Genomic DNA, 25,649 nt, shown 5'->3' with positions numbered 1-25,649 from the left:
GTATGCAAAGAGGTGATCGCATGGCGTTTATTTTATCCATTGGAACAAGTCTTCCTGCGTATAATGTAAACCAAGAGAAAGCGGCCGAGTTCGCCCGCTATATGTTTCAGCATTCTTTTAAGGATATTGACCGGCTGTTATCCTCCTTTAAAAACGGGCAAATCCATTCGAGACAGTTTGTTAAGCCGATTGAATGGTATAAAGAGGGGCACAGCTTTGAAGAAAAAAATCAAATATACATAGAAGAAACACTTAAACACAGCAGAGCGGCTGTTCGTGAGTGCCTCTCTCATCCGGAATTTTTTCAAGAAGCCATTCCTTATGAGAAAGTGGAAGCTGTTTTTTTCGTCTCCAGTACAGGCCTTTCCACACCGAGTATCGAGGCGCGGCTTATGAATGAACTTCCGTTTTCTCCATATACGAAGCGGATCCCGATTTGGGGGCTTGGCTGTGCAGGAGGAGCCAGCGGACTTGCGCGTGCAACCGAATACTGCAAAGCGTATCCTGAGGCTTTTGTGCTTGTCATTGCTGCCGAGCTGTGCAGCCTGACATTCCAGCCGGAAGATAAAACGAAAAGCAATCTGATCGGCACCTCGCTTTTTGGTGACGGCATTGCCGCAGCTTTATTATGCGGAGAGAAGGCGGACCGCAGGATGTCAAAGCTGAAGCTTGCGCCGAAGATAATGGACGCCCAATCTGTTTTGATGAAACAATCAGAAGATGTCATGGGCTGGGACTTTACCGATCAAGGATTCAAAGTCATTTTCTCACGAGACATTCCAACCTTGGTGGAAAAATGGCTCAAAACAAATGTACAGATTTTTTTGGACAAACATAAGCTGTCATTCCATGATATCAGTGTTTTTTTGGCGCATCCAGGCGGAAAAAAAGTGATCGATGCATACATCAAAAGTCTCGGGCTGTCGTCAGAAAAGCTTTCATCTGCGCAAAGCATTTTGCAAAAGCACGGAAATATGTCTTCAGCCACAATCTTGTATGTGATCAAAGACCATCTGCAGAACGGACATAAAAAGGAAGCTGAACGAGGACTGATTGGCGCATTAGGGCCGGGTTTCTCATCAGAATTGCTGTTATTCAGCTGGGAAAAGGGGGCCTGACTCATGTTTTGGTTGTTGATCGCCATTCTCATTGTTCAAAGAGCAGCAGAAATGGCAGTGGCCAGGCAAAACGAACAAAAGGTAAAGAAGCAAGGAGCAATTGAATTTGGCGAGAGCCACTATCCGTATATCATTACGATGCATATCCTTTTTTTCCTGTCCTTAATTGCCGAGGTGCTGCTGATGAATAAACAGCCGTCCAGCTGGTGGCTCGGTATCGCTGCAGTTATTTTAAGCGTACAGATCGTACGGTATTGGGCGCTTTGTTCCTTAGGGGCATATTGGAATACGAAAATCCTTGTTGTTCCAGGTGTAGAGCTTGTAAAAAAAGGTCCATATAAATGGATGAAACATCCAAACTATGCCGTTGTTATACTCGAAATTTTGTTGATTCCGCTGCTTTATCAAGCATACGTCACCATGTGTCTGTTTTCCATTTTCAATGCAGTGTTGTTAAGCGTCAGAATTCGCGCAGAAGACAAAGCATTACAGGAATACAGCGTAAAATAGCGATTGAAAATCATTCTCAACCATGTTAAAATGAATTTGAAAAAGATTCTCAATCAGGATGGTGAAGCAAATGACAATGTTGTTTTTGCTTGGAGCGGTTTGTACATATAGTGTATTAATTGGTTTTGTATTAAAAGGAATCTCTAATAAATCTGTTTGATGAATCTGGAACTTGTAAAAGTTGCAGATTTTCTTTTATAGAAGCTGCCGTAATGGCGGCTTTTTTCTATTCTCCTAAAGAAATTTGGTTTATTCTTGTGTAAAATGAAAAGGGAATGAATTCAGATCTTTCGAAAAAGGTTCACAATTGAAACGGCACAAAGGAGTTCAGACTTATGACAGATCAAAACAGAAAAAAGCTTTTGCATAAAACTGGGGAACTTTATAAGCAATTTATTGAGAATCAAGATGAACAAAGGGCTGCTAAACTGGCTGCGGTCATGAAAAAAGCGGCTGATGAAGAGGTTTATATCGCGTTTACCGGGCATTATTCAGCGGGAAAATCGTCACTGCTGAACTGCCTGTTAATGGAGAATATTTTGCCGACAAGCCCGATTCCGACAAGCGCTAACCTTGTTGTGATCAGAAACGGGGAAAAGCGAGTTCGGCTTCATACAACAGACGGAGCGTGTGCTGAGCTGGAAGGGGCTTACCAGAAAGACAAGGTGCAGCAATATTGTAAAGACGGGGAACAGATTGAAAGCGTCGAAATTTTTGACAGGTATACTGAGATCGATTCCGGGGTTGCGTATATTGATACTCCAGGGATAGATTCAACAGATGATGCGCATTTTCTATCGGCTGCTTCTATTCTTCACCAAGCGGATGCGCTGTTTTACGTCGTTCACTATAATCACGTGCACTCTGAGGAAAATGTAAAGTTTCTCAGATCAATAAAAGAAAGCATTCCGAATGTGTATTTTATCGTCAATCAAATTGACCGCCATGATGAGACGGAGACAAAATTTGGAGACTATCAAGCGCAGGTAGAGGAGATGCTTTGCAATGAAGGGATTTCAAGGGAAGCGCTCTATTTTACATCAGTAACAGAACCGGATCACCCGTTCAATCAGATGGGGGCCCTGAGAGAAGAGTTAAGAAGAATAGAACAGCAATCAAAAAGCAATATGCAGGCTTTAACTGAACAAAAAGTCCGTAATCTGCTAAAGGAACATACGGAAATGCTGAAGAAAGACGAAACAGGCGCTCCGAGTTTCGCTGAACAGCTTAATATCCAAACTGGACTGGTCCAATCGCTGCGTGATCAATTGGATGAGGCCGAAAAACAAACGACTGAGGCAGAGAAGAGGATGCAGGAAGAAATCAATCGTATTTTAAAAAACGCCAACCTGACGCCTTTTGAAATGCGTGAATTGGCGGCTGCATTTTTAGAATCACAAGAGCCTTCCTTTAAAACCGGCTTTTTCTTTTCTAAAGCGAAAACTGCACAGGAAAGAGATAAAAGGCGGAATGCTTTTTTCTCTGATGTGGCAAAACGAACAGAGGCCGAAGCGGATTGGCATATGATAGACACGCTTCATAAACTCGCCAAGGCATTTGATGTCTATACCGCTGAAAGTGAAAAGCTGATTCAGGCCTATCGCACACCGCTTGATATAAGCATCATTGAACGCGCGGTCAAGCATGGTGCAGCCTTTTCCTCTGAATATGTATTGCAATATACAAAAGACTTGGCAGAGCTCATCCGGAAAGAGGCGAAAAGAGAAGCCGCAGACATCATAAAGGTGCTCTCCGCTATGGTGAAAGAGCGTGTTTCCAAAGATGTGCAAACGATTAACGACCGGCTCGTCCAAGAATCAGAAAAACTTGTCTTTCTTCAAGAACAGGCGCGTTTAGAGAATCATGCCCGAGAGAAAACCGATCGCCTGTGGGCCATTTGGGAAGGAGAGTCCGCATGCCCAATGCATATAGACATAGAATGGTTTAAATCGAAGAAAACAAGAGTGGCGGCTCCAGAGCAGAAACAAGGCCGAAGCCAGCTGACGGCGCAGCCGATGCCGAAATCAGAAATCAAAATGGAACAAGAAATGCCGCTTCAAGACCAAATCAAACGCTTTTACACTTTGTCTGACCTTTTAGGCGAATGCAGCATGTTGTTAAAGCAAACTTCAGCGTTTCGTGAAAGGGTGAAAAGGCTTGAGGAACGGAAATTTACACTCGCTCTTTTTGGAGGCTTCAGCTCGGGGAAATCATCATTTGCCAATGCGCTTGTCGGCGAAAGAGTGCTGCCATCCTCACCAACGCCAACTACAGCGACAATTAACAAGATCACAATGCCAATCAATGGCAACTTAAACAAAACAGCGGATGTAGTGTTTAAGACAGAGGATGACATAACGGCTGAAATTTTGCAGCTCACCGGAATACCAAAGGAACCGGCAGGCCGTTCCTTCACAGAGAAGTGGGAAAAGGCAGTCAAAAAAAACAGGCTGCAGGAAGAACACGTGAAATTGATCAGCAATTTCCTGCTTGCATATGAGAAGTATCAGCAGTATATACAGGAACAGAAGAAATTAACGATTCCGCTATCTGAATTAAAGCCGTATGTAGCAGAGGAAACAACGGCCTGTGCTGTGAAAGAGGTAACGGTCTACTATACATGCCCGCTCACTGAAAAAGGGATTACGATCGTTGATACACCCGGCGCGAGCAGCATGAATAAACGGCATACAGAACTGGCATTCCAATATATCAAAGATGCTGATGCATTTTTTTATATGACTTATTATCAGCACTCTTTTTCAAAAGGAGACCGTTCATTTTTGCGAAAGCTTGGACTTGTGAAAGAATCGCTCAGCATGGATAAAATGTTTTTTATTATTAATGCTGCAGACCTTGCAAAAGATAAAACAGAGCTCGAAACAGTGACCGATTATGTCAGCGCAGAGCTTGTAAAAGAAGGGGTTTATGAGCCGCAGCTCTTTACCGTATCAAGTAAGGAGGAACTGGTGGGAAAACCGGAGTCATTTTATAATCAGTTCTCGAAAGTAAGAAAACACTTAGACCGGTTTATCGAAGTGGATGTAAAAAAAGCGTCAGCAGCGCAGCTCAGTTCGGAGGCAGACAAACTATGCGAAACTGTTTTTCAGCTTCACCAATCCCAGCATCAGTCCCGAGAAGAGAAGGAAGCGCAGAAACAGCGCCTTATGCTGTCATTTGAGCGGACAGCGGCCGATATCGAGAAAAGGCGGAACTCAGAAACCATCATTGAAAAAGTAAAAAAAGATACAAGAGAGCAGCTATATCACATTGCACAGCGATTATCATATTTTGCAAATGATTTATTAAAATCGGCATTTCATCCCGGGCTGCAAAACGGGGATTGGAAAAAGAACGTCAGTAAGGCGATGACAACAGCCTTACATGAATATCAATTTGAATATATTCAGGAAATCAAAACGCTTGATGTTCGCATGAGCGGTTTCATCGAACGGCATATCAATGAAGAATGGCTGGATCAATTTCAAAAAACATTAAACGAGGACGGCTATTTTTCCGTTTATGCGGGTGATCAGCATTCAAACGGCATACAGTTGAAGGAAGTTGAACCAGAAATAGAAGAACGTGCTTTTGAGCAGGAACTAAAAGAGGTCAAATCGCCGAAGCAGTTTTTTGAGCTGAAAGGAAAATCGGCCTTTATCGAAGCTGTACGGATGAAACTTACGAAAATCACAGAGGCATGGATAAAAAATGAAGAAGAAAGCCTGATTTCTCATTACACAGCTCACCTCAGACGCTTACAGGAAGATATGGGCGAAAAAGCAATCGCGCAAATAACGGATCAAAAAGAGACATATTTAAGAGGATATGCGGAAGGGGAACATGCGAAAGAGATTGAAATGGCGTATCAGGCGTGCATCTCCTGGAAAAATTCAGACAATACAATAAAAATGTAAAATTCAGTTGGCTTGTATTTCAAGTCATGATAGACTAAATAGAAAAAAGCGAGATGAACGATTAATGTCAGAGGTACATAAAGCAATTTCAGCACATTCATCAAAACAGCACGAGCATATCAAAGCATTTATGCGTCTTGAAAATATGCGTGAATTGGCGATTGAAGAAGCTGTTGCTAAATGCAAAAACGATGAGCCTTATACTACAGATGCAATTAATGAAATTACCGAGCAAATGAATCAGCTCGCTAAAAAAGGCATCGTCCCGACAAGACGGCTTGTATCAAAAGAAATGGTCAGAGAATACGTAAGCCGCATGTAAGCTGGATGATCCTGTCGCGAGTGAACCTCCTGCCGGAAGCATATACTATATGCATCCGACGTAAGGGGGGATTCATGTTGGGCAGAACAAAGCTCGGAAACAGAAATGCACAGGCGAATAACAATGCCAAAAAGAAAAACGGATTTCAAACCCATTTTGACTCTTACGCAGGACGCGAAGCTGAAAAGCTGATCGCCAGCAACAAAAGACACAACGATTGATAAATATCCAAACAGTATCTCTAATTAAAGAGATACTGTTTTTTATTTTTGGGCTGCTTTATGATAAAATAGAAGGAATGAAAGAAAAGGGAGTTATTTGATGAATAATAATAAACTATTGCTGGTTGACGGCATGGCTCTTTTATTCCGGGCCTTTTTTGCCACGGCCGTACATCGCAACTTTATGATAAATGACAGCGGGGTGCCGACGAACGGCGTCAACGGCTTTTTAAAGCATTTGATTACAGCTGTGGAAACATTCCAGCCGACACACGTCGTCTGCTGCTGGGACATGGGGAGCAAAACGTACCGAAATGACTTGTTCCAAGATTATAAGGCCAACCGCAGCGCGCCGCCTGTGGAGCTGACTCCGCAGTTTGATTTGGCAAAGGAAGCAGCCGCAGAGCTTGGAATCATGAATATTGGCTTTGCCGGCTATGAAGCGGATGACTGTATCGGTACTCTTGCCGATTTATTTGCGAATGAAGCGGACATTACGGTCGTAACAGGGGACAGAGATTTACTTCAGCTGTTAACGGATAAAGTAAGCGTTGCTTTGCTTCAAAAAGGAATCGGAAATTATAAAGTCTATACAAAAGAGATTTTTTATGAAGAAACAGGCGTAATGCCGAAGGCCTTGATTGATATTAAAGCGCTTATGGGAGATTCCAGTGATAACTATCCCGGAGTCAAAGGGATTGGAGAAAAAACAGCCTACAAACTGATTCGTGAATACGAAACGATTGACCGTTTATTGGAAAATATTTCTCTTCTTCCAAAAGGACAGCAGGGAAAAATTCAGCAAGGTTTAAGCGATTTGGAGATGTCGAGGAAGCTTGCGGAAATTCATTGCTCAGTGCCGCTGGCCTGCACACTGAAAGACGCTTTATTTACTTTGCAAATGGAGCAGGCGGCTGACATGCTTCGCCGCCACCAAATCAAAGGAATTGAGCGTATGCTTGAAAAGCTGAACGCTAGAGAGATCGTTTAGATCTTCTCTAGCGTTTTGTATTGCTTTTTTTTGCTCTTTCCTCAAGCTCTGTTTTAGGGTCATTATGTGTATTGCCTTCCAGGTCGCCTTGCGGAGTAACACCGCCGGTCAGCCGGCCTTTATCTTTCTTTTTCATGTTAGTTCACCTCGCCATTAGGATGAACCAATGATCAAGATTTAATTCTTTTCATTCAGCCGAATCGCTTCTTTTGCCAGAAGATCGGCTTTTTGGTTTTGCTTGCCCGGTATCCATTTGATGAAAAAAAGAGGGAATGCCGCTTTTAATCGGATGATTTCTTCTACGAACGGTTGAAACGTTTTATTTTTAACCATTTCAAGCTCAGTGGCGCGTTCCACAATATCTGAATCGGTTCGAAAGGAAACCGATTGATACCCGCGCGTTGCACATAGCTTCATCCCTTCAATTAATGCAAGAAATTCCGCTTCCTGATTTGTATGCACTCCGATTGGAATAGAGAAGGATTCTGCTATTCCCTCATGTTTGATAAAAATGCCGATACCGGAAGGCCCGGGATTACCGGCGCTTGCGCCGTCTACGTATATTTCTGTAGGCATTATGAACTCCTTTCATCTTTAGGTATCATTTTTTTGGCTGCATATGCATAAGGCAATGAAATCAAAGATACCGCAAACTTAATCAAATATGTAGAAATAAAAATATGAAGCCACACGCCTGCCGGATAAATGCCGAGAAAGGCGACTGCAGTGAATATGAATGTATCAAACAGCTGGCTGACTGCTGTACTGCCGCCGTTTCTGAGCCATAAAAGCCGATCAGAAGGAAATATCCTTCTAATTGCCGAATATACATAAACATCCAGCGTTTGGCTGAAGATAAAGGCAAGCAGACTTCCTAACGCAACTCGCGGAAGGAATCCGAAGATCGTTTCCAGCGCTGGTTGTGATATGTCGCTGGAAGCCGGTTCGAAAAGCAGCACGCCCTGCATGACAAATGTCAGCGTCAGGAGCGTTGAGAATCCGAGCCATACCGCTTTTCTGGCTTCAGCTGGTCCGTATTTTTCATTCAGCACATCTGTCGCAAAAAAGATTGTGCCATACATCACATTCCCGAGTGTCGCTGTTAAGCCAAACAGTTCGACTGTTTTGACGACTTGGAGGTTGGCGCAGACTGTCGCAAAACCGATCCAAACAAACAGTCCCATTTTGCCAAATCCTTTATAAAATAAAAGAACAATGATAAAATGAATGATCGCAAAAAAGATCCAAAACGAATTATTAAACAAGATGAAAAAGCTTCCTTTCCGGGGTAAGATTGGTTTGATTATAGCATAAGCCCGGCAACTAATGAATGGTAAGGTGATTGTAATGAAGCTTAGACCGCATTTGAAAATAGAAGCAAAAGGAACGGGATCCGTCTCATTTTTTAGCGAAGACTGGCTGACAGCACAGCAGGCACGTATGTTCGCCAGAGAACTTGGCCGTTTTCCATACATGAAAGAGCTAGAGTTCGAAGACGAGAAAGGCGGCAGCTGGACGCTGAAGGAATTGGAAAAGCTGACAGAGGAGCTTGCTCAAGAGCCTGATGACATTACTGTTTATTTTGACGGCAGTTTCGATAAGGAGAGCGAACTGGCCGGTCTCGGGATCGTCATCTATTATTCATTGGGAGGAATCCGGCATCGCTTGAGAAAAAATAAAAGCTTCCGGCTGAAAACCAATAATGAAGCTGAATACGCAGCGCTTTATGAAGCAATAAGAGAAGTAAGAGAGCTTGGGGCAAGCAGAAATTCAATTACAATCAAAGGGGATTCGCTTGTTGTGCTGAATCAGCTTGACGGCAGCTGGCCTTGTTATGATCCATCTCATAATGAATGGCTGGACAAAATAGAAGCACTCCTTGAATCGCTAAAGCTTACTCCAACCTACGAAACGATACAACGAAAAGACAATCAGGAAGCTGACGGCCTCGCTAAAAAAATTCTATCCCATCAATTCGTAGAAAGCCACACGAAATTAGACCGTAACGGAGATGACGATATTGGATAAGAAAATGATCTTTAAAGAACTGACAGAACTGCACGATGAATATTGCAAGGACTGTTTTATTAAGAAGCAGTTTCGCAAAGAATTTGGCAAAACTTATGCGCATTCATTTTGCATCAATAAATGTACGGTTGGTGAAAAGCTGAAACAATACGGAGATGTCTTAACCAATCATTAAAAATAAAAACCGCAGAAGCTGCGGTTTTTATTCTTTGAATTCATCGAGCTGATGCTCGCTGTCATCTAGCAGCTGCTGTTGCTGCTTTACAAATTCAGGATCATCGAGAGCTGCCAGCTCTTCAGATTGTGACAGTTCTCTAGCATCCTCAATGGCTTGGTATGCAGAGTCAACTAATGTTTTGCTTTGGCCTCTCGTCGCAGCTCCTGTTGTTTTCTGCGCTGTTTCCACCTCTAGTTCCAGCTGCCGCTTATCCGTAAAGCCAGTCTGATCCTCATTATGAAATTCTGAAGTCACCAAAAACACCTCCGCCATTATTTTGCAGAGTTTTTTTGAAATTTATGTACCAAAATAGAAAAGAAAATAAAAATAAGCCGATATAACTATTGAACCAGAATAAATAGGACTGTTTTACTATTTGAGGTATCTTGATAGAGAAGGGGAACGCAGCTATGGATGATAAAGACTTGAAGTTGATCCTTCACAAAACATTTATAGAAATATACAGTGATTTAGAAGAACTGGCGGATATCGCGAAAAAAGGAAAACCGTCAATGGAAAAGTATGTTGAAGAGATTGAACAGAGGTGCAAACAAAACATTTTGGCGATTGAAATCCAGATGAAAATCAAATAGGAGAGGCGAATGCCTCTCCTCTATTTGTCATCTCATCATCATGTATTGAGTTTAGAGTTTTACAACATTAGAAGCTTGAGGTCCACGATTACCTTCGACAATTTCAAAAGAAACTTCTTGTCCTTCTTCTAATGATTTGTATCCTTCTCCTTCGATAGCTGTGAAGTGAACAAATACATCGTCTCCGCCTTCAACTTCAATGAAGCCGAATCCTTTTTCGTTGTTGAACCATTTTACTTTACCGTTTTGCATATTGCTTAATTCCTCCTAGTACTGTAGCACCCATGTGCTAAAAAAAATTTTGTCATCATTTAACTTTGATTCATTGTTAAATGATGGTTCAACTATACACCATCTGGGAGCACCCGTCAAGTTGCGAAACGGCTTATTTTTCAAAAGAAGGGCAAGTTCCATAAAAAAATGTAACCGCTTTTATTGATGGCTGAATATAAATAAAAAGAGCACACGATTTTCGTATGCTCTCAAGTACGCCATTACGATAGCACTTTGGCTTTTTGTTTGGCAGTCATCATTTCTGATTCCTTCAGGATATCCTCTAAAATCACTTCAGAGGAGTTTGCTAAATGAAGGTCCTTAATGTTTTTCTTCATGCGATGCAAGGTATCTTCATCTGCAAGAAGGGAAGTGACTGATTCGAGAATCTCTTCATGACGGTTCACAACGATGGCAGCTCCGCGGTCTTCAAAGAAGTTTGCATTTTCTTTTTCCTGGCCAGGCACGGGTTTGTACAGAATGACAGGCACTCCAATGGCTGTGGCTTCTGTCAAAGTAATGCCGCCGGGCTTGGTAATCATGCAATCTGTGATCCGAAATAGCTCATCAATGCGCTCCACATAGCCCAGAACTTTTAATTTGTCACCATTTTCCGCCTCAAGCGCACTCAAAGATTCTTTTAAAGCCGTATTTTTCCCGCACACGACAACCACTTGCACTTGGTCATCCTTGACAAGGTTTTCGCACAGCTCTTTTACGTTCTTTAATACACCGTGGGCACCTGCCATGATCAGAAGCACTTTTTTGTTTGGTGAAAGATTGTACTTTTTATATATCGGGCCAACCGGCATGGATTCTTCAAATTGCGGCCTGATTGGAATTCCTGTGATTTTTACATTGCTTGGATGAGTGCCGATCTCCAGCAGTTTTTCCTTCACGTAATCTGTCGCCACATAATATTTATCCACGTTTTCGTGAACCCAAATTTTATGAAGACAAAAATCAGTCATAACGTTGAAGGTAGGAATGACTCTTCCAGTTCGGCGTCTGTATTCCGGCACGACGATCATCGGAAATGTATTAATAATAATATCGGGCTGATGTTCATCGACAAGTTCGCCCAATCTTTTATTACCCATTTTAAAGTAAATATTGAATTTACGTTTATTATAGATTTTGTCAACTCCGTAATAAAACAAACGATAAAACTGTTTCCCGATTGAGAAGCTTTTTAAATAAAGGTATTGAGTTACCTCTGAAACAATCGGATTTGACTCTTGGTACAAATTAGAAACTGTTACATGCTGAAAGCCGAGCCGTACACATTGTTCATAAAGTGTTTTGGCTACCTGCACATGTCCATTTCCGTAATTTGCAGTCAAAATTAATACTCTTTTATTGGTATTCAAGTAAATTCACCTCAATGTAATCAACAACAAGCAAGCTTCATGCATCGTAAGGAGTTATTGTCTATACATAAACATAACACAAATACATAATCGAATTATTAATGCAGTGAAAAAGTTAAGCTAATTTTAAATGATTTGGATTCCAGTATTTTAAATTTTTGTTATACGCAGACTGAATCAGATGTATTTTATCATATTTTTTGCTCAGCGTATCACTAAAAAAAGAAAAATTAGTCCCATTCATAAGGAGTTTCTTGGTAAACGTAATAATTCAGCCAATTCATAAACAATAATGTGGCATGCGCTTTCCAGCGATTCACTGGCTCGTTGCTGCCTTTTGCAAAATAATGTTTAGGCGCCTCGACAGTAGAAAGGTTTCGTTCCAAATCTCTTTCATACTCTTGAAGGAGCGTATTTGTATCATATTCAGGGTGCCCTGTCAAAAAGACTTGTTTTTCGTCTTTAGACACAATTAAGCAAACCCCGGCTTCCTTTGATGCGGTAAGAATGTTTAACTCGGGCACTGCTTGAAGCTGTTCCATATTTATATCTGTATGCCGGGAATGCGGCACGTAGTATAGCTCGTCAAAACCTCTTACCAATCTTTCGTGTTTTGAAAGAACGGTATGCTCGAACACACCAAAGATTTTTTTTGGCATTTGAATTTTTTCCACACCGTAATGGTAATACAAACCTGCTTGAGCGCCCCAGCAAATATGCAAGGTTGAAGTGACATTTGTTTTGCTCCACTCCATGATTTCCTTGAGCTCTTCCCAATATGAAACCTCTTCAAACGCCAAATGCTCGATCGGCGCACCGGTGATAATCATGCCGTCAAACCTCTTGTGACGGATATTGGAAAAAGTCGTGTAAAATTCGTCAAGGTGTTCTCTCGCAGTATTTTTCGGCGTGTGTGTGCTTGGGATTAAAAATGTGAAATGAACCTGTAAAGGCGAATTTCCAAGCAATCTGAGAAGCTGAGTCTCTGTTTGGATTTTTTTCGGCATCAAATTTAATATAATAATTTTTTGCGGCCGGATATCCTGATGAAATGCTCTGCTTTCATCCATTACAAATATATGTTCACTTTCAAGCACCTGTTTTGCCGGCAGGTGTGTTGGTATATTAATAGGCAACGTGCCACCTCCATTATTTCCCCGTTTAATTTTCTTCATTATAGGAATTTTCACGCCAATTTTCAATCTATCTATACGTGTTGAGGGGGAAACAACAGAAAACTCTTTAAATAAAACGCACTGACACGCCTTTTGGTTTCACAGTAAAATGATTTTCAATGATGTCAGAGGGAATTGTAATGTTTTATAGAATGATAAGTTAAAAAATGAGCCATATGAATTGATAATGAACGGACGCTCATATCGTTAAGTTTCTTATGAGTGCTTAATTGATGTTTACATTTTGAATTGCGATTTAAAAAAGGTAAAATAATCAGCACCAAGGACATAGGAGGGACTTACATGTCTATTTATCATATGAAGGTACGTACAATCACAGGGAAAGACATGACACTTCAGCCTTTCGCGGGAAAGGTACTGATGATCGTGAATACAGCAAGTAAGTGCGGTTTTACTCCCCAATTGAAGCAGCTGCAGGAATTATATGATACATATCAGCAGGAGGGGCTGGAGATCTTAGGGTTTCCCTGCAATCAATTTATGAACCAAGAGCCTGGTGAAGAGGCAGACATACAGGAATTTTGTGAAACAAATTACGGTGTTACATTCCCTATGTTTTCAAAAGTGGATGTAAACGGGAAAAACGCCCACCCGCTGTTTGTGTATTTGACAGAACATGCGAAAGGGATGCTGGGAACTAAGGCGATCAAGTGGAATTTCACGAAATTTATAGTGGATAGAAATGGAGAAATCGTTGGCCGTTATTCACCAAATACAAATCCGAAAGAGCTGGAAAACGATATCGTGAAGCTATTAGAGCAATAAAAAGAGGGTGTTTTTGTGAAGGAATTGAAGCAGGCAGAGCAAATCAGGGCATGGGTTCAATCTATCCTTACTGACGAAAGCTCTGGACATGACTGGCATCATGTATCAAGAGTAGCAGATCTTGCAGCGTATATTGGAGAAAAGGAAAAAGCGGATTTGTTCATTGTTGAAACGGCGGCTTTGGTTCATGATTTAATTGATGTGAAGCTGCCTGACACGGTCAGGCTTTCTGTGAGCGAAGTATATGATCAGCTCGTTTTTTTCGGAGTAGGAAAAGAGAATGCAGACAGAGTGATTCATATTATAACAAGGATGTCCTTTCGAGACAGGGAAAAGCTGGCGAAGGAGCCGCTCTCAATTGAGGGAAAAGCCGTACAGGATGCTGACAGACTTGATGCGATTGGTGCTGTCGGCATTGCGAGAGCTTTCATGTTTGCGGGCGCAAACGGGCATAGCCTTTATGGAGATGATCAAAGCGCCTACGCTCATTTTTTTCATAAGCTGCTGCGGCTGAAAGATATGATGAATACAGACACTGCACGGGAACTGGCAGAAGAAAGACACAATTTTATGCTTCAGTTTGTCCGCCAATTAGAAAAAGACATACCTGGGATTGATGCCAAAACGTCGTAATAGAAGGCTTGGAGCGACTATGATAGAATAAGTCACAGATATGCTATAGGAGGACGATCATGAAGATAAAATCAATTGAACCTACACCAAGTCCGAATACAATGAAAGTCATCTTAACGGAAGAGCTTCCGGCGGGCAAAAGCAATAACTATAAACCTGAGCAAGCAGAAGGCGCACCGCCTGTTATAGCGGAAATTCTTAAAATAGATGGAGTTAAAGGGGTATATCACGTCGCAGATTTTCTTGCTGTTGAACGGAATGCAAGATACGACTGGAAAGACATTTTACCGCAAGTCCGCACTGCATTTGGGATGGAAAGTGCTGAAAGCGCAGAAGAAAATCGTTCTGATCAAGAATCTTTTGGAGAGGTAAAAGTTTTTGTGCAGATGTTCAGCGGCATTCCTATGCAAGTTAAATTAACCGATGGAGAGCGGGGAGAACGCTTCGGCTTACCTGAACGCTTTCAGCAGGCGATCTTAAAACTTAGATCTGAAGCTTCCAATGTTGTGTTTGAGCGGGCTTGGAAAGAACAAGGTGTCAGATTCGGTGACTTTGATGAAATCGGCCATGACGTGACAGAAGAGCTTCAGGCGGCATACAGTGATGAACGGCTGAAACGACTGACTGAAGCAGCCGCTCAAGGAAAGGGCGAAGCAAAACAAGCTGTACAGCGCAAAGCGTATAAAGTAACGCTTGACATGCTGGATGATGAGGACTGGAAAAAGCGTTATGCACACTTGGAACAGATGGATCCGAAAGAAGAGGATATCCCGGTTTTACAGAAGGCATTGGATGATCCAAAGGTGTCCATCAGAAGACAGGCTGTTGTGTACTTAGGAATGATTGAAACACCTGATGTTCTTCCTCTATTGTATAAAGCACTTGAGGACAAAGCTGTATCAGTCAGAAGAACGGCCGGAGACTGCCTGTCTGATATCGGCGATCCTCAAGCCATTCCTGCTATGATCAAGTCGTTAAGCGACACCAGCAAGCTTGTTCGCTGGCGTGCGGCCATGTTCCTGTACGAAGTCGGGGATGAAAGTGCAATTGAAGCTTTGCGCGCTGCCGAAGATGACCCCGAATTTGAGGTCAGCCTTCAAGTCAAAATGGCGCTTGAACGTATTGAGCATGGAGAAGAAGCAAAAGGTTCTGTTTGGAAACAAATGACGGAAAGCAGAAAAAAAGGCGAATAGAGATAAAAAAGGTGCAGATCATGCACCTTTTTTATGTGAATTCACTTTTTATAAAAATTATTTCGAATATTGTTGAAAAATATCCGAAAACTATTTATAGTAAGTAACAATATTAATAGTTGGAGGGTTCAAATCGAAAGAAAGCTATATAAATATAAAAACACGAAAGAACAAAACAAGGTGAGGGCGGCCTGTATTTATCTTATTTGCAAAAACGGCCTGTAAATAAACTGAAAATTGTCAAAATAAAATCCAATCAAACAATTGAAAGAATTTAGGGGGATCACCATGGCAGAATTACGCAGTAATATGATCACACAAGGAATCGATAGAGCTCCGCACCGCAGTTTGCTTCGTGCAGCAGGGGTAAAAGAAGAGGATTTCGGCAAGCCGTTTATTGCGGTGTGTAATTCATACATTGATATCGTTCCCGGTCATGTTCACTTGCAGGAGTTTGGGAAAATCGTAAAAGAAGCAATTAGAGAAGCAGGAGGCGTGCCGTTTGAATTTAATACCATTGGGGTAGATGATGGCATCGCAATGGGGCATATCGGTATGAGATATTCGCTGCCAAGCCGTGAAATTATCGCAGACTCTGTGGAAACGGTTGTATCCGCACACTGGTTTGACGGAATGGTCTGTATTCCGAACTGCGACAAAATCACACCGGGAATGCTTATGGCGGCAATGCGCATCAACATTCCGACGATTTTTGTCAGCGGCGGACCGATGGCGGCAGGAAGAACAAGTGACGGGCGAAAAATCTCCCTTTCCTCGGTATTCGAAGGGGTAGGCGCTTACCAAGCAGGGAAAATCAACGAAAACGAGCTTCAAGAACTAGAGCAGTTCGGATGCCCAACGTGCGGGTCTTGCTCAGGCATGTTTACGGCGAACTCAATGAACTGTCTGTCAGAAGCACTTGGTCTTGCCTTGCCGGGTAATGGAACTATTCTGGCGACATCTCCGGAACGCAAAGAGTTTGTGAGAAAATCGGCTGCGCAATTAATGGAAACGATTCGCAAAGATATCAAACCGCGTGATATCGTTACAGTAAAAGCGATTGATAACGCGTTTGCACTCGATATGGCGCTCGGAGGTTCTACAAATACCGTTCTTCATACGCTTGCCCTTGCAAACGAAGCCGGCGTTGAATACTCTTTAGAACGCATTAACGAAGTCGCTGAGCGCGTGCCGCACTTGGCCAAGCTGGCGCCTGCATCGGATGTGTTTATTGAAGATCTTCATGAAGCGGGCGGCGTGTCAGCGGCTCTGAATGAGCTTTCCAAGAAAGAAGGAGCGCTTCATTTAGATGCGCTGACTGTTACAGGTAAAACTCTTGGAGAAACCATTGCCGGACATGAAGTAAAGGATTATGACGTCATTCATCCGCTGGATCAACCATTCACTGAAAAGGGTGGCCTTGCTGTTTTATTCGGTAATCTAGCTCCGGACGGCGCTATCATTAAAACAGGCGGCGTACAGAATGGGATTACAAGACACGAAGGGCCGGCTGTCGTATTCGATTCTCAGGACGAGGCGCTTGACGGCATTATCAACCGAAAAGTAAAAGAAGGCGACGTTGTCATCATCAGATATGAAGGGCCAAAAGGCGGACCTGGCATGCCGGAAATGCTGGCGCCAACATCCCAAATCGTTGGAATGGGACTCGGACCAAAAGTGGCATTGATTACGGACGGACGTTTTTCCGGAGCCTCCCGTGGCCTCTCAATCGGCCACGTATCACCTGAGGCAGCTGAGGGCGGGCCGCTTGCCTTTGTTGAAAACGGAGACCATATTATCGTTGATATTGAAAAACGTATCTTGGATGTACAAGTGCCAGAAGAAGAGTGGGAAAAACGAAAAGCGAACTGGAAAGGTTTTGAACCGAAAGTGAAAACCGGCTACCTGGCACGTTATTCTAAACTTGTGACAAGTGCCAACACCGGCGGTATTATGAAAATCTAGACAGCTGGGGACACTTTCTTTTATTTTAAGGTGTGAACATTTGAAATCCGGCCCTCTCTATAGTATCCTTTACTTCAGATGAAGGATACTAGAGGGGGCTTTTTTTATGTCAATGGCTTATGAAGAATACATGCGCCAGCTTGTCGTACCGATGCGCCGCGAGCTGACTGGAGCAGGTTTTGAAGAGTTAACAACAGCGGAAGAAGTAGAAAACTTTATGGAAAAGGCAGAGGGCACAACTCTTGTAGTCGTTAACTCTGTATGCGGCTGCGCGGCAGGCCTTGCGCGTCCTGCGGCTACACAGGCAGTCCTCCAGAATGACAAAACACCTGACAATACGGTGACTGTATTTGCGGGCCAAGATAAAGAAGCTACTGCGAAAATGCGTGAGTATTTTACTGGCCAGGAGCCTTCTTCACCATCAATGGCTCTTTTGAAAGGCAAAGAAGTCGTACATTTTATTCCGCGTCATGAAATTGAAGGACACGATATGGAAGAAATTATGAAAAATCTGACTGCTGCCTTCGATGCGCACTGCTAAATGCCCGTTTTCCGGGCATTTTCTTTTTGGGAGTACAGAAGATGATAACAACAAGCTATAGACCGTCTGAACACACCATAAAAACTGCAAAGCAGCTTTCTAAAGAGCTAAATATGCCATACTGCGGCCGGAATAAACAAACGGTTGAACACCTGTTGAAGTCAGCTGAACGTGATTTGCTAGTGGTCGGCAAAGAGCGGTTTGAGCTGTATACGAAACAAGGTGCCAAATTCTTTTTTCATCCGAATACAGCGATGTTCAGAGCCAAACGCTTCTTGCAGGGGGAGAAAGAGCCTATGCTTCGGGCTGCCGGCTTATCTGAAGGGGATGCGTTTTTAGATTGCACACTCGGGCTGGGGTCAGATGCCATTATCGCAAGTATGGCAGTAGGCGAAACGGGTTCTGTTGTTGGGATTGAAAAAAACCATCTTGTGTCTGTTTTAGTGAGGACGGGACTGCATTCATGGGAAACGGGTATAGAAGAGCTTCAAGCTGCGATGAGAAGAATCCAGGTGAAGAATGGTGATTGCTTTGAACACATCAAGCAGCTTCCTGACAACTCTGTTGATGTGGTTTATTTCGATCCAATGTTTCATGAACCTGTAGAAACCTCTGACGGCATCGCGCCTTTACGTGATTTGGCAGAAGATTCCGTTTTGCACGAAGGATGTATCAATGAAGCGGTACGAGTCGCCAGAAAAAGCGTTGTGCTAAAAGACCACTGGAAAAGCCCGCGGTTTGAACAGTTTGGTTTTAACGTCATGAAAAGAAAAACAGCACTGTTCCATTATGGCGTCATTCAAACAAGCCCGTGATTCATATCACGGGCTTTCTGTTAATCGGTGACCTCCATGACGACAAAGTATAACAATGTTAAGAGTGAAACTGTGGCAAACAGAGCGTCAATCATGCGGAAAGCCTCCTTTCATGGAATATTGTAAGCGTTTTTACGCAAAGTGCATAGCAACGAATCTCCTAATTTGCATATCAGTTTCATATAGTACATGACTTGCATGTTTTGGATGTGCTAAAATAAGAGAAACATGACAATAAAATAGAGAGGAATAAGCAGTCATGAAATTGTGGATGAGAAAGACCCTTGTGGTTTTATTTACCATTGTAACGTTCGGGCTCGTATCTCCTCCGGCTGCCCTTATGGCGGACAAGCCTTCCGGACAGCCGAGCAGTCTTGAGCAGAATGATTACACCGCTTTTTATGATGAGCATGACCTGTACGATGATGAGTCGGATGACAGGCGAGATCCTGAACTGCTTTTTCAATCGTACAAGGAACAGCTCCTTGACAGCGCTGAGGATCAGTCCTTTTTAAAATTCGGCAGCAGAATCGCTCCGGTCATTGAGGGTGACTATCGGAAAGAGATCCTGCCAAAAATCGAAAATGTGATTAGTGAATATTTAGCGACATTGCAAGATGATGAGGCGTACCAAGATGTTGTGATCTCAAGCATGCCTTCAGCGGGCAAAACGGAAAAAATTTTCAACGTTTACAATCGGACAACTGGAGAAGATCTTCTCAGATTCCATGTGCGAAGAGACCATCCGCCGCATGACGGCTACTGGTTTAATTTTCATTATCATACAGCAGAAGATGGATTTCAATCACATCATGAGCTTGGGAGCATTTACTGGGACCGCAACACGCCTCCCAACTGGATGAGTGCCTAAAGGAGATGCCATTAGACATGAAAAAGTACACAATGAATGAAATGGTCGATATAACAAAGGATATGCTGAACAAACGGGGCGTTATGATAGAAGATATTGCGCGGATTGTTCAAAAACTTCAGGAAAAATACAATCCAAATCTGCCGCTCAGTGTTTGCATGGAGAATGTAGAAAAAGTCCTGAACAAACGTGAAATTATTCATGCTGTTTTGACAGGACTTGCACTCGATCAGCTTGCAGAACAGAAGCTTCTCCCCGAACCGCTGCAGCACCTTGTTGAAACGGATGAACCGCTTTACGGCATAGATGAAATTATCCCGCTTTCAATCGTTAATGTGTACGGGTCGATCGGTTTGACCAATTTCGGTTATTTGGATAAAGAGAAGATTGGAATTATTAAGGAACTTGATGAAAGTCCAGACGGTATTCACACCTTTTTGGATGATATTGTGGCAGCTCTTGCTGCAGCAGCGGCGAGCAGAATTGCACATACGCATCAGGATCTGCAAGATGAAGAAAAAGAACAGGATGAAAAGCCTGTCGTCAGCTGACTATAAAAAAATCATTTCTGGGTTCAGAAATGATTTTTTATTGTGTTACACTACTAGAAGACTACTTTTAAAGGATGAAAAAAATGAAACAGTTTAAGGATTTATGTAGACATGTTTTAGAGCAAAGAGGGGCGGTAAGCGTATGATTTCATTCATTTTTGCGATGGATGCCAACAGGCTTATCGGCAAAGACAATGATTTGCCGTGGCATTTGCCCAATGATCTTGCATACTTTAAGAAAATAACATCGGGCCATTCAATCATTATGGGCCGGAAAACATTTGAATCGATCGGACGTCCGCTTCCAAATCGGAAAAATATTGTCGTTACCTCAGCGCCGGCTTCAGAATTTCCGGGATGCACGGTTGTCAGTTCATTAAAGGATGTACTGGACATTTGTTCAGGTCCTGAAGAATGCTTTGTGATCGGAGGGGCTCAGCTCTATACGGACCTTTTCCCTTATGCGGACAGACTGTATATGACGAAAATTCATCACGAGTTTGAGGGTGACCGTCACTTCCCTGAATTTGATGAATCCAATTGGAAGCTGGTTTCTTCTGAGCAGGGGATCAAAGACGAAAAAAACCCGTATGATTACGAATTTCTAATGTATGAAAAAAAGAATTCTTCTAAAGCGGGAGGATTTTAATTGGTTCGCTACAGCCTTCTAGTGGTTTATATTGTGTATATGCTGTTAAAAAATATGAAACAATTATTTAATCAAACAATGCTCGATCCCCGTCTGTCATACAAAAAACAGATGACTCTTGTGTACGAACAGCCAAAGGCGTTTTTGGAAGGCTGTATCGGCATCTCCGGTTCAGTTGTGACGATCCATCAGCCAGAGCCAATACCACACGGTCCTGTTTTGTATGTGCATCCCCGTTTGCGTTTGGCTGAACTGGCCTTAATTGCTGGATATATTGAGGAACCGGCCGGCTTTATCGCCAACCCAAAAGTGTTCCGCTTGCCTTTTATCGGGCAATGGCTGGATCGGATGGATGTGATTTCAGACGGTGATTCAGAAAAGGTATATGAAGATGTGACAAAACAGCTGGAAAAGGGACAAAGCCTGATTCTTTCACTAGATGGTTCTATTGATCCTATAGAACTTGCGGCCCGCTATCATCTTCCGTTGGTGATGGTGGAAACGAAAGGAACAGATAACATGCAAAAGGGCTCGTTTTTTAAACGCTTAAAACCGGCAGACATTGAATTGTCCTTTTCAAAAGCTTATATACCTGCCAATGAAAAACAATTACGTGCATAAAAAAGCGCAGTCGTGAAGACTGCGCTTTTCTGTTACTGTTACGAAAGGAACGGCACCTTTACACAATAGAAGAGCACGCAGAAAAACATGGCAGCGCTCCCGCCCAATACAAAGCTGTGCCAAATGGCGTGATGGAAGGGGATCTTTTTCCAAATGTAAAAGATGGTTCCGACAGAGTATAAAATGCCGCCGAGAAAAAGGAGGCTGAATCCCGCTCCGCTCAGTGAAGCATATAAAGGTTTAACTGCAATAATCATCAGCCACCCCATGACTAAATACACGAAGGTTGACAATAGGATAAACCGTTTCACAAAGAAAATTTTAAAAACGATTCCGCCTAGGGCAAGTGACCATACGATAACCAACAGGGTAAAGCCAAGTGTGCCTTTCAGCGGCCCAAGCAAAAAAGGCGTGTAGGTTCCGGCGATGAGTACGTAAATCGCGCTATGATCAATAATCTCCAAAATGTCCTTCGTTTTTTTATGTGTGATGCTGTGAAGCAGGGTGGAGCTCAAATATAACAGCAGCATAGAGACACCGAATATTGTAAAGCTGACAATGTCCCATGCAGACCCGTAATTAGCCGCAAATATGATTAGAAACACTAATGCTGGGATGGATAAGAGGACACCGATGCCGTGTGTAATCGCATTGGCGATCTCTTCTTTGATTGTAAACAAGTACATTCTCCTTTCGATCGCTAGATCATTTGATTTTTTAACGTCTCTATAAAGCTCAAGCCCTCAAAGGTAATTTTTGTGCCTGCGCGTCCGCGGCTTTTGGTGACATAATCTTTTTTCTCCAAATAGTCGAGACGGCTTCTGACCTGCTGCGGAGTTAACGAGGTTTGGGTATTTTTGCTGTGTTCAGAAATGATCCGTCTGCTGGCAGGTTCTCCTTTTTCGTTCAATACTTTTATTGTTTCCAAAATAAACAAAAACTCAGCTTTTTCCATTAAAGTCAGCAGCTTCGCTTTTTTCTTCGATGTTTTTCCGTCTATCGCGCCTCTAATATATGGCGGCAGGTCATATGGCTGAATCGTTCCTCCGCTTGATACTGCCGCCATATAATCTGCAGCGTTTTTTAATTCCCTGACATTGCCTTCAAATGCATGCTTCTCAAGCACGGGAAAAACGGAGGGATCGATTAACAATTGCCGACCGGAATTTGAGAGAAAATGCTGTGTCAAAAGCGGAATATCGCTTTTTCGTTCCGATAATTCGGGCAGTGTGAGCGTTAAAATGTTCAGTCTGTAGAATAAGTCTTGCCTGAATGTATGTTCCACGGATCGATCTGCAGAAGCACAGATCATTCGCGGTTTCTCCGTGTCTGAATCAAGCGCTTTTAACAGCTGAGCTTGTACAGAAGCAGGCATGCGCCATACATCATCAAGAAAAAGGGTTCCTCGTACCGCTTTTTGAAAAACACCTGTGTTTCCGCTAGGGCCAAAAAGCTCATGAATAAGGGTTTCTTCCGAATGGGTGCTGCAATTGACACTTATAAACGGTTCATTGCTTCTCGAAGATTCCAAGTGTATGGCATGTGCGAAGTGATTTTTGCCTGTTCCGATTTTTCCTGTTATTAAGACAGGAAGCTCCGATAACGAGAACTGCTTGGCGATTCGCTTCGCTTCCAGGAAAGTTTGATGTTCTCCGATTAGATGTTGAAATGTATTGAGTTTTGGTGCACTATTCATCAATTGGCTCCTTTTGGTTCTAATTGGTTTCATTATATCATGCCTTAAGGTTGAAAACACCCTTTATTTTACGATCATCTTTTTTCTTGGCTCTGCAGGATAATGGTTGAACAGAAGTTACCACAAGATGTGGTGGACATAATCTGTATTTTTTTAATTATTAAATAAAAATAATTGTCTTATTTTTTGAATATTCATGTTATAATGGCATATTAAATAGGGATTTAAAACAAGAAAGGAATCTGTACATGAAACCGTTGTTGAAAGAAAACTCTCTCATCCAAGTGAAAGACATTTTGAAGGCTCACCAAAACGTAAAGGACGTTGTCATTCACACACCTTTGCAGAGGAATGACAGACTTTCTGAGAGATATGAATGCAATATCTATTTAAAACGTGAAGACTTGCAAGTTGTCAGATCTTTTAAGCTCAGAGGGGCTTATCATAAAATGAAACAGCTTTCCAGCGAGCAGACAGAGAACGGAGTTGTGTGTGCAAGTGCCGGAAACCACGCTCAAGGTGTGGCATTTTCGTGTAAACATCTTGGCATTCACGGAAAAATTTTTATGCCGTCTACTACACCGAGACAAAAAGTATCTCAAGTTGAACTATTCGGAAAAGGATTTATCGATATTATTTTGACAGGCGATACGTTTGACGACGCGTATAAAAGCGCTGCTGAATGCTGTGAGGCGGAATCTCGGACGTTTATCCATCCGTTCGATGATCCGGATGTGATGGCCGGACAGGGAACGCTCGCAGTCGAGATTTTAAACGACATTGATACAGAACCGCATTTTCTTTTTGCAAGTGTCGGAGGCGGCGGCCTTCTCTCTGGGGTAGGTACATATTTGAAAAACGTGTCTCCTGATACAAAGGTAATTGCTGTTGAGCCGGCGGGAGCGGCATCCTACTTTGAATCAAACAAAGCTGGGCATGTCGTCACACTTGATAAAATTGATAAGTTTGTAGATGGGGCGGCTGTTAAAAAAATTGGCGAGGAAACCTTCCGGACGCTGGAAACTGTCGTTGATGACATTCTCCTTGTGCCTGAAGGAAAAGTATGTACATCCATTCTTGAATTATATAACGAATGTGCGGTTGTTGCTGAACCGGCTGGAGCTCTTTCTGTCGCAGCGCTTGATTTGTACAAGGATGAAATTAAAGGGAAAAACGTGGTGTGTGTGGTAAGCGGGGGCAATAACGATATCGGAAGAATGCAGGAAATGAAGGAGCGTTCCTTGATTTTTGAAGGTCTTCAGCATTATTTTATCGTCAACTTTCCGCAAAGAGCGGGAGCGCTCCGCGAATTTCTTGACGAAGTCCTCGGACCGAATGATGACATTACAAGGTTTGAATATACGAAGAAAAATAATAAAAGCAACGGACCTGCTCTTGTCGGTATCGAGCTGCAGAACAAAGCCGATTATGGGCCGCTGATTGAACGGATGAACAAAAAACCGTTTCATTATGTAGAGGTGAACAAGGATGAGGACTTGTTCCATTTGCTAATCTAATTTTTTTACACAACCGCGCAAAATGACAGACAGCCCGGCTGGCATCATATATAATAGAAGAAAAACAAAAAAGAGGATTGATAGCTTGTTACTCAAAAGCCTAGAGTTCAAACGCGGTGACGGGATTCAGGTGAAAGTGACAGAAATACCTGTATTAAAGGAAGATGAGCACTATTTCTTTATGTTACATCACCATTTGCAATTCTACTTAAAAGAAGTGTTTTCATCAAACAGCAGGGCAAAAGTGTATTCTTTCCGACATTATATGAAGCGCCGGATGAAGTGGGCAGATTATCAGGCTGTATTTCATCAAGAGGTGTTAAAGCACAACGCGTAACATGCCGTTTTTTACCTGCATGCCCTCCTTTGTAATCGTTAATGGGGAGGCATGCAGGATTTTTTTTGCTCAGTATCGAATACAAACATGGGACAGTAAGGACGGTTTTAGAAAGCGTTTTTATGCTGGCTGGAAAGGATGGATGTCATGAAGGTTATCAAGGGGTTAACGGCTGGGCTGTTTTTTCTGTTTTTGTGTGCATGCGGAGGACAGCAGATTAAAAATCCGCTCAATTACGAGGTGGAGCCTTTTACATTTCAAAACCAAGACGGCAAGAACGTTTCTTTAGAGAGTTTAAAAGGAGAAGTATGGCTGGCGGATTTTATTTTTACCAATTGTGAAACTATATGCCCGCCAATGACCGCTCATATGACCGATCTGCAAAAAAAACTGAAAGCTGAAAACATAGATGTCCGCATCATATCATTTAGTGTTGACCCAGAAAACGATAAGCCGAAACAGCTGAAGAAATTTGCCGCAAATTATCCATTATCTTTTGATAACTGGGATTTTCTCACGGGATACAGCCAGAGTGAGATTGAGGAGTTCGCACTTAAGAGCTTTAAAGCGATCGTAAAGAAGCCGGAGGGAGAGGACCAAGTGATTCATCAATCTTCTTTTTATTTGGTAGGTCCGGACGGTAAGGTGCTGAAAGATTACAATGGAGTGGAGAATACACCGTACGATGATATCATTTCCGATGTGAAGTCAGCCAGTACACTCAAGTAAGCTAAGAGAC

Annotated in this window: 33 protein-coding genes; 23 read left to right on the top strand and 10 right to left on the bottom strand. The window is 42.6% G+C overall.

What is annotated here, in order from left to right; translation table 11 throughout:
• Positions 1-20: 20 nt before the first annotated feature.
• From bpsA to exnP, 7 genes are all read left to right on the top strand, one after another.
• The gene (gene bpsA / locus NYE56_RS10630; protein ID WP_250607806.1) at positions 21-1,118 is read left to right on the top strand and encodes a type III polyketide synthase BpsA; all 1,098 of its coding nucleotides are present in this window, start codon (positions 21-23) and stop codon (positions 1,116-1,118) included.
• A gap of 3 nt (positions 1,119-1,121) precedes the next feature.
• Positions 1,122-1,628, top strand: a complete 507-nt coding sequence (gene bpsB / locus NYE56_RS10625) for an alkylpyrone methyltransferase (RefSeq protein ID WP_004398552.1) — start codon at positions 1,122-1,124, stop codon at positions 1,626-1,628.
• 70 nt (positions 1,629-1,698) lie between these two features.
• A complete protein-coding gene (gene fbpC / locus NYE56_RS10620) occupies positions 1,699-1,788 on the top strand; it encodes a Fur-regulated basic protein FbpC (RefSeq protein WP_100069434.1) in 90 nt (29 codons plus the stop codon).
• 175 nt (positions 1,789-1,963) lie between these two features.
• On the top strand, positions 1,964-5,545 hold the full coding sequence (dynA, locus tag NYE56_RS10615) for a dynamin GTPase (RefSeq protein ID WP_341283835.1): 3,582 nt from the start codon (positions 1,964-1,966) through the stop codon (positions 5,543-5,545).
• 64 nt (positions 5,546-5,609) lie between these two features.
• Complete coding sequence (locus tag NYE56_RS10610) at positions 5,610-5,867, top strand: YpbS family protein (protein WP_014477141.1); 258 nt, start codon at positions 5,610-5,612, stop codon at positions 5,865-5,867.
• A gap of 74 nt (positions 5,868-5,941) precedes the next feature.
• On the top strand, positions 5,942-6,088 hold the full coding sequence (locus NYE56_RS10605; RefSeq protein ID WP_003230761.1) for a hypothetical protein: 147 nt from the start codon (positions 5,942-5,944) through the stop codon (positions 6,086-6,088).
• A gap of 100 nt (positions 6,089-6,188) precedes the next feature.
• Positions 6,189-7,079 (top strand): 5'-3' exonuclease ExnP, encoded by an 891-nt coding sequence (exnP, locus tag NYE56_RS10600; protein ID WP_341283834.1) that lies wholly within the window; start codon positions 6,189-6,191, stop codon positions 7,077-7,079.
• A gap of 7 nt (positions 7,080-7,086) precedes the next feature.
• On the opposite strand, the gene sspL is transcribed toward exnP, so the two are convergent.
• The 3 genes from sspL to NYE56_RS10585 are packed head-to-tail and all read right to left on the bottom strand — an operon-like array spanning position 7,087 to position 8,344.
• Positions 7,087-7,215 carry a small, acid-soluble spore protein L gene (gene sspL, locus NYE56_RS10595; protein WP_003218255.1) on the bottom strand — a complete coding sequence of 43 codons (129 nt, stop codon included), beginning with the start codon at positions 7,213-7,215 and terminating at the stop codon, positions 7,087-7,089.
• Positions 7,216-7,256: 41 nt separating this feature from the next.
• Positions 7,257-7,655, bottom strand: coding sequence for a reverse transcriptase-like protein (locus NYE56_RS10590; protein WP_015383923.1), 399 nt, complete (start codon positions 7,653-7,655; stop codon positions 7,257-7,259).
• Positions 7,655-8,344 (bottom strand): queuosine precursor transporter, encoded by a 690-nt coding sequence (locus tag NYE56_RS10585; protein ID WP_047182776.1) that lies wholly within the window; start codon positions 8,342-8,344, stop codon positions 7,655-7,657. The genes NYE56_RS10590 and NYE56_RS10585 overlap by 1 nt, the downstream gene beginning before the upstream one ends.
• An 82-nt stretch (positions 8,345-8,426) precedes the next feature.
• On the opposite strand from NYE56_RS10585, the gene NYE56_RS10580 reads away from it, so the two are divergent.
• Together NYE56_RS10580 and NYE56_RS10575 are read left to right on the top strand one after the other, a co-directional pair.
• Positions 8,427-9,107 (top strand): ribonuclease H family protein, encoded by a 681-nt coding sequence (locus tag NYE56_RS10580; RefSeq protein WP_128747140.1) that lies wholly within the window; start codon positions 8,427-8,429, stop codon positions 9,105-9,107.
• Complete coding sequence (locus NYE56_RS10575; RefSeq protein WP_004399003.1) at positions 9,100-9,282, top strand: zinc-finger domain-containing protein; 183 nt, start codon at positions 9,100-9,102, stop codon at positions 9,280-9,282. Before NYE56_RS10580 ends, NYE56_RS10575 begins: the two co-directional genes overlap by 8 nt.
• Before the next feature lie 27 nt (positions 9,283-9,309).
• On the opposite strand, the gene NYE56_RS10570 is transcribed toward NYE56_RS10575, so the two are convergent.
• Positions 9,310-9,579 carry a DUF2564 family protein gene (locus tag NYE56_RS10570; RefSeq protein ID WP_341283833.1) on the bottom strand — a complete coding sequence of 90 codons (270 nt, stop codon included), beginning with the start codon at positions 9,577-9,579 and terminating at the stop codon, positions 9,310-9,312.
• Positions 9,580-9,734: 155 nt separating this feature from the next.
• Here NYE56_RS10570 and degR point away from each other — a divergent pair, with 155 nt between their 5' ends.
• The gene (gene degR / locus NYE56_RS10565) at positions 9,735-9,917 is read left to right on the top strand and encodes a transcriptional regulator DegR (protein ID WP_003230774.1); all 183 of its coding nucleotides are present in this window, start codon (positions 9,735-9,737) and stop codon (positions 9,915-9,917) included.
• A 51-nt stretch (positions 9,918-9,968) separates the two neighbouring features.
• On the opposite strand, the gene cspD is transcribed toward degR, so the two are convergent.
• The 4 genes from cspD to metA all read right to left on the bottom strand — a co-directional run bounded on the left by cspD (position 9,969) and on the right by metA (position 12,696).
• Positions 9,969-10,169 (bottom strand): cold-shock protein CspD, encoded by a 201-nt coding sequence (gene cspD / locus NYE56_RS10560; RefSeq protein ID WP_003153604.1) that lies wholly within the window; start codon positions 10,167-10,169, stop codon positions 9,969-9,971.
• Between the two features lie 15 nt (positions 10,170-10,184).
• Positions 10,185-10,331 carry a hypothetical protein gene (locus NYE56_RS10555; protein WP_120028300.1) on the bottom strand — a complete coding sequence of 49 codons (147 nt, stop codon included), beginning with the start codon at positions 10,329-10,331 and terminating at the stop codon, positions 10,185-10,187.
• An 80-nt stretch (positions 10,332-10,411) separates the two neighbouring features.
• On the bottom strand, positions 10,412-11,560 hold the full coding sequence (locus NYE56_RS10550; RefSeq protein ID WP_003246153.1) for a diglucosyl diacylglycerol synthase: 1,149 nt from the start codon (positions 11,558-11,560) through the stop codon (positions 10,412-10,414).
• Between the two features lie 230 nt (positions 11,561-11,790).
• Complete coding sequence (metA, locus tag NYE56_RS10545; RefSeq protein WP_004398721.1) at positions 11,791-12,696, bottom strand: homoserine O-acetyltransferase MetA; 906 nt, start codon at positions 12,694-12,696, stop codon at positions 11,791-11,793.
• A gap of 342 nt (positions 12,697-13,038) precedes the next feature.
• Between metA and NYE56_RS10540 the strand changes: the two genes are divergently transcribed.
• The 10 genes from NYE56_RS10540 to NYE56_RS10495 all read left to right on the top strand — a co-directional run bounded on the left by NYE56_RS10540 (position 13,039) and on the right by NYE56_RS10495 (position 21,360).
• Positions 13,039-13,521: a glutathione peroxidase gene (locus tag NYE56_RS10540; RefSeq protein WP_015251858.1), complete on the top strand. Its 483-nt coding sequence runs from the start codon at positions 13,039-13,041 to the stop codon at positions 13,519-13,521.
• A gap of 15 nt (positions 13,522-13,536) precedes the next feature.
• Positions 13,537-14,154, top strand: a complete 618-nt coding sequence (hdhQ, locus tag NYE56_RS10535) for an Mn(2+)-dependent (deoxy)ribonucleoside pyrophosphohydrolase (RefSeq protein WP_257432974.1) — start codon at positions 13,537-13,539, stop codon at positions 14,152-14,154.
• Between the two features lie 59 nt (positions 14,155-14,213).
• Complete coding sequence (locus NYE56_RS10530; RefSeq protein WP_341283832.1) at positions 14,214-15,347, top strand: conserved virulence factor C family protein; 1,134 nt, start codon at positions 14,214-14,216, stop codon at positions 15,345-15,347.
• A gap of 288 nt (positions 15,348-15,635) precedes the next feature.
• Complete coding sequence (gene ilvD / locus NYE56_RS10525) at positions 15,636-17,312, top strand: dihydroxy-acid dehydratase (RefSeq protein WP_009967560.1); 1,677 nt, start codon at positions 15,636-15,638, stop codon at positions 17,310-17,312.
• A 106-nt stretch (positions 17,313-17,418) separates the two neighbouring features.
• The gene (gene brxA, locus NYE56_RS10520; protein ID WP_003230794.1) at positions 17,419-17,853 is read left to right on the top strand and encodes a bacilliredoxin BrxA; all 435 of its coding nucleotides are present in this window, start codon (positions 17,419-17,421) and stop codon (positions 17,851-17,853) included.
• A 41-nt stretch (positions 17,854-17,894) separates the two neighbouring features.
• Entirely contained in the window at positions 17,895-18,668 is a 774-nt protein-coding gene (locus NYE56_RS10515; protein ID WP_041849946.1) for a class I SAM-dependent methyltransferase, read from the top strand.
• A gap of 259 nt (positions 18,669-18,927) precedes the next feature.
• On the top strand, positions 18,928-19,539 hold the full coding sequence (locus NYE56_RS10510) for a YpjP family protein (protein ID WP_341283831.1): 612 nt from the start codon (positions 18,928-18,930) through the stop codon (positions 19,537-19,539).
• A gap of 17 nt (positions 19,540-19,556) precedes the next feature.
• Positions 19,557-20,090 (top strand): phosphatidylglycerophosphatase A family protein, encoded by a 534-nt coding sequence (locus tag NYE56_RS10505; RefSeq protein WP_003230797.1) that lies wholly within the window; start codon positions 19,557-19,559, stop codon positions 20,088-20,090.
• A gap of 142 nt (positions 20,091-20,232) precedes the next feature.
• Entirely contained in the window at positions 20,233-20,739 is a 507-nt protein-coding gene (gene dfrA / locus NYE56_RS10500; RefSeq protein WP_224912916.1) for a dihydrofolate reductase DfrA, read from the top strand.
• Positions 20,740-21,360, top strand: a complete 621-nt coding sequence (locus NYE56_RS10495) for a lysophospholipid acyltransferase family protein (RefSeq protein WP_024572094.1) — start codon at positions 20,740-20,742, stop codon at positions 21,358-21,360.
• Between the two features lie 38 nt (positions 21,361-21,398).
• On the opposite strand, the gene trhA is transcribed toward NYE56_RS10495, so the two are convergent.
• Together trhA and NYE56_RS10485 are read right to left on the bottom strand one after the other, a co-directional pair.
• Positions 21,399-22,040, bottom strand: coding sequence for a PAQR family membrane homeostasis protein TrhA (gene trhA, locus NYE56_RS10490; RefSeq protein ID WP_004398522.1), 642 nt, complete (start codon positions 22,038-22,040; stop codon positions 21,399-21,401).
• Between the two features lie 20 nt (positions 22,041-22,060).
• Positions 22,061-23,056, bottom strand: coding sequence for a sigma-54-dependent transcriptional regulator (locus NYE56_RS10485; RefSeq protein WP_341283830.1), 996 nt, complete (start codon positions 23,054-23,056; stop codon positions 22,061-22,063).
• 248 nt (positions 23,057-23,304) lie between these two features.
• On the opposite strand from NYE56_RS10485, the gene ilvA reads away from it, so the two are divergent.
• The 3 genes from ilvA to scuA all read left to right on the top strand — a co-directional run bounded on the left by ilvA (position 23,305) and on the right by scuA (position 25,639).
• Positions 23,305-24,573, top strand: coding sequence for a threonine ammonia-lyase IlvA (gene ilvA / locus NYE56_RS10480; RefSeq protein WP_014480067.1), 1,269 nt, complete (start codon positions 23,305-23,307; stop codon positions 24,571-24,573).
• 85 nt (positions 24,574-24,658) lie between these two features.
• On the top strand, positions 24,659-24,910 hold the full coding sequence (locus NYE56_RS10475) for a YpmP family protein (protein WP_004399020.1): 252 nt from the start codon (positions 24,659-24,661) through the stop codon (positions 24,908-24,910).
• A gap of 147 nt (positions 24,911-25,057) precedes the next feature.
• A complete protein-coding gene (scuA, locus tag NYE56_RS10470) occupies positions 25,058-25,639 on the top strand; it encodes a cytochrome c oxidase assembly accessory protein ScuA (protein WP_014477121.1) in 582 nt (193 codons plus the stop codon).
• The last annotated feature ends 10 nt before the right edge of the window (positions 25,640-25,649 follow it).

Origin of the sequence: Bacillus sp. FSL R5-0603 (genome assembly GCF_038050295.1) — a bacterium.
Lineage (GTDB): Bacteria > Bacillota > Bacilli > Bacillales > Bacillaceae > Bacillus > Bacillus subtilis.
Note: the sequence above shows the minus strand (reverse complement) of the source record. Positions and strands in the feature narration are given on the sequence as shown.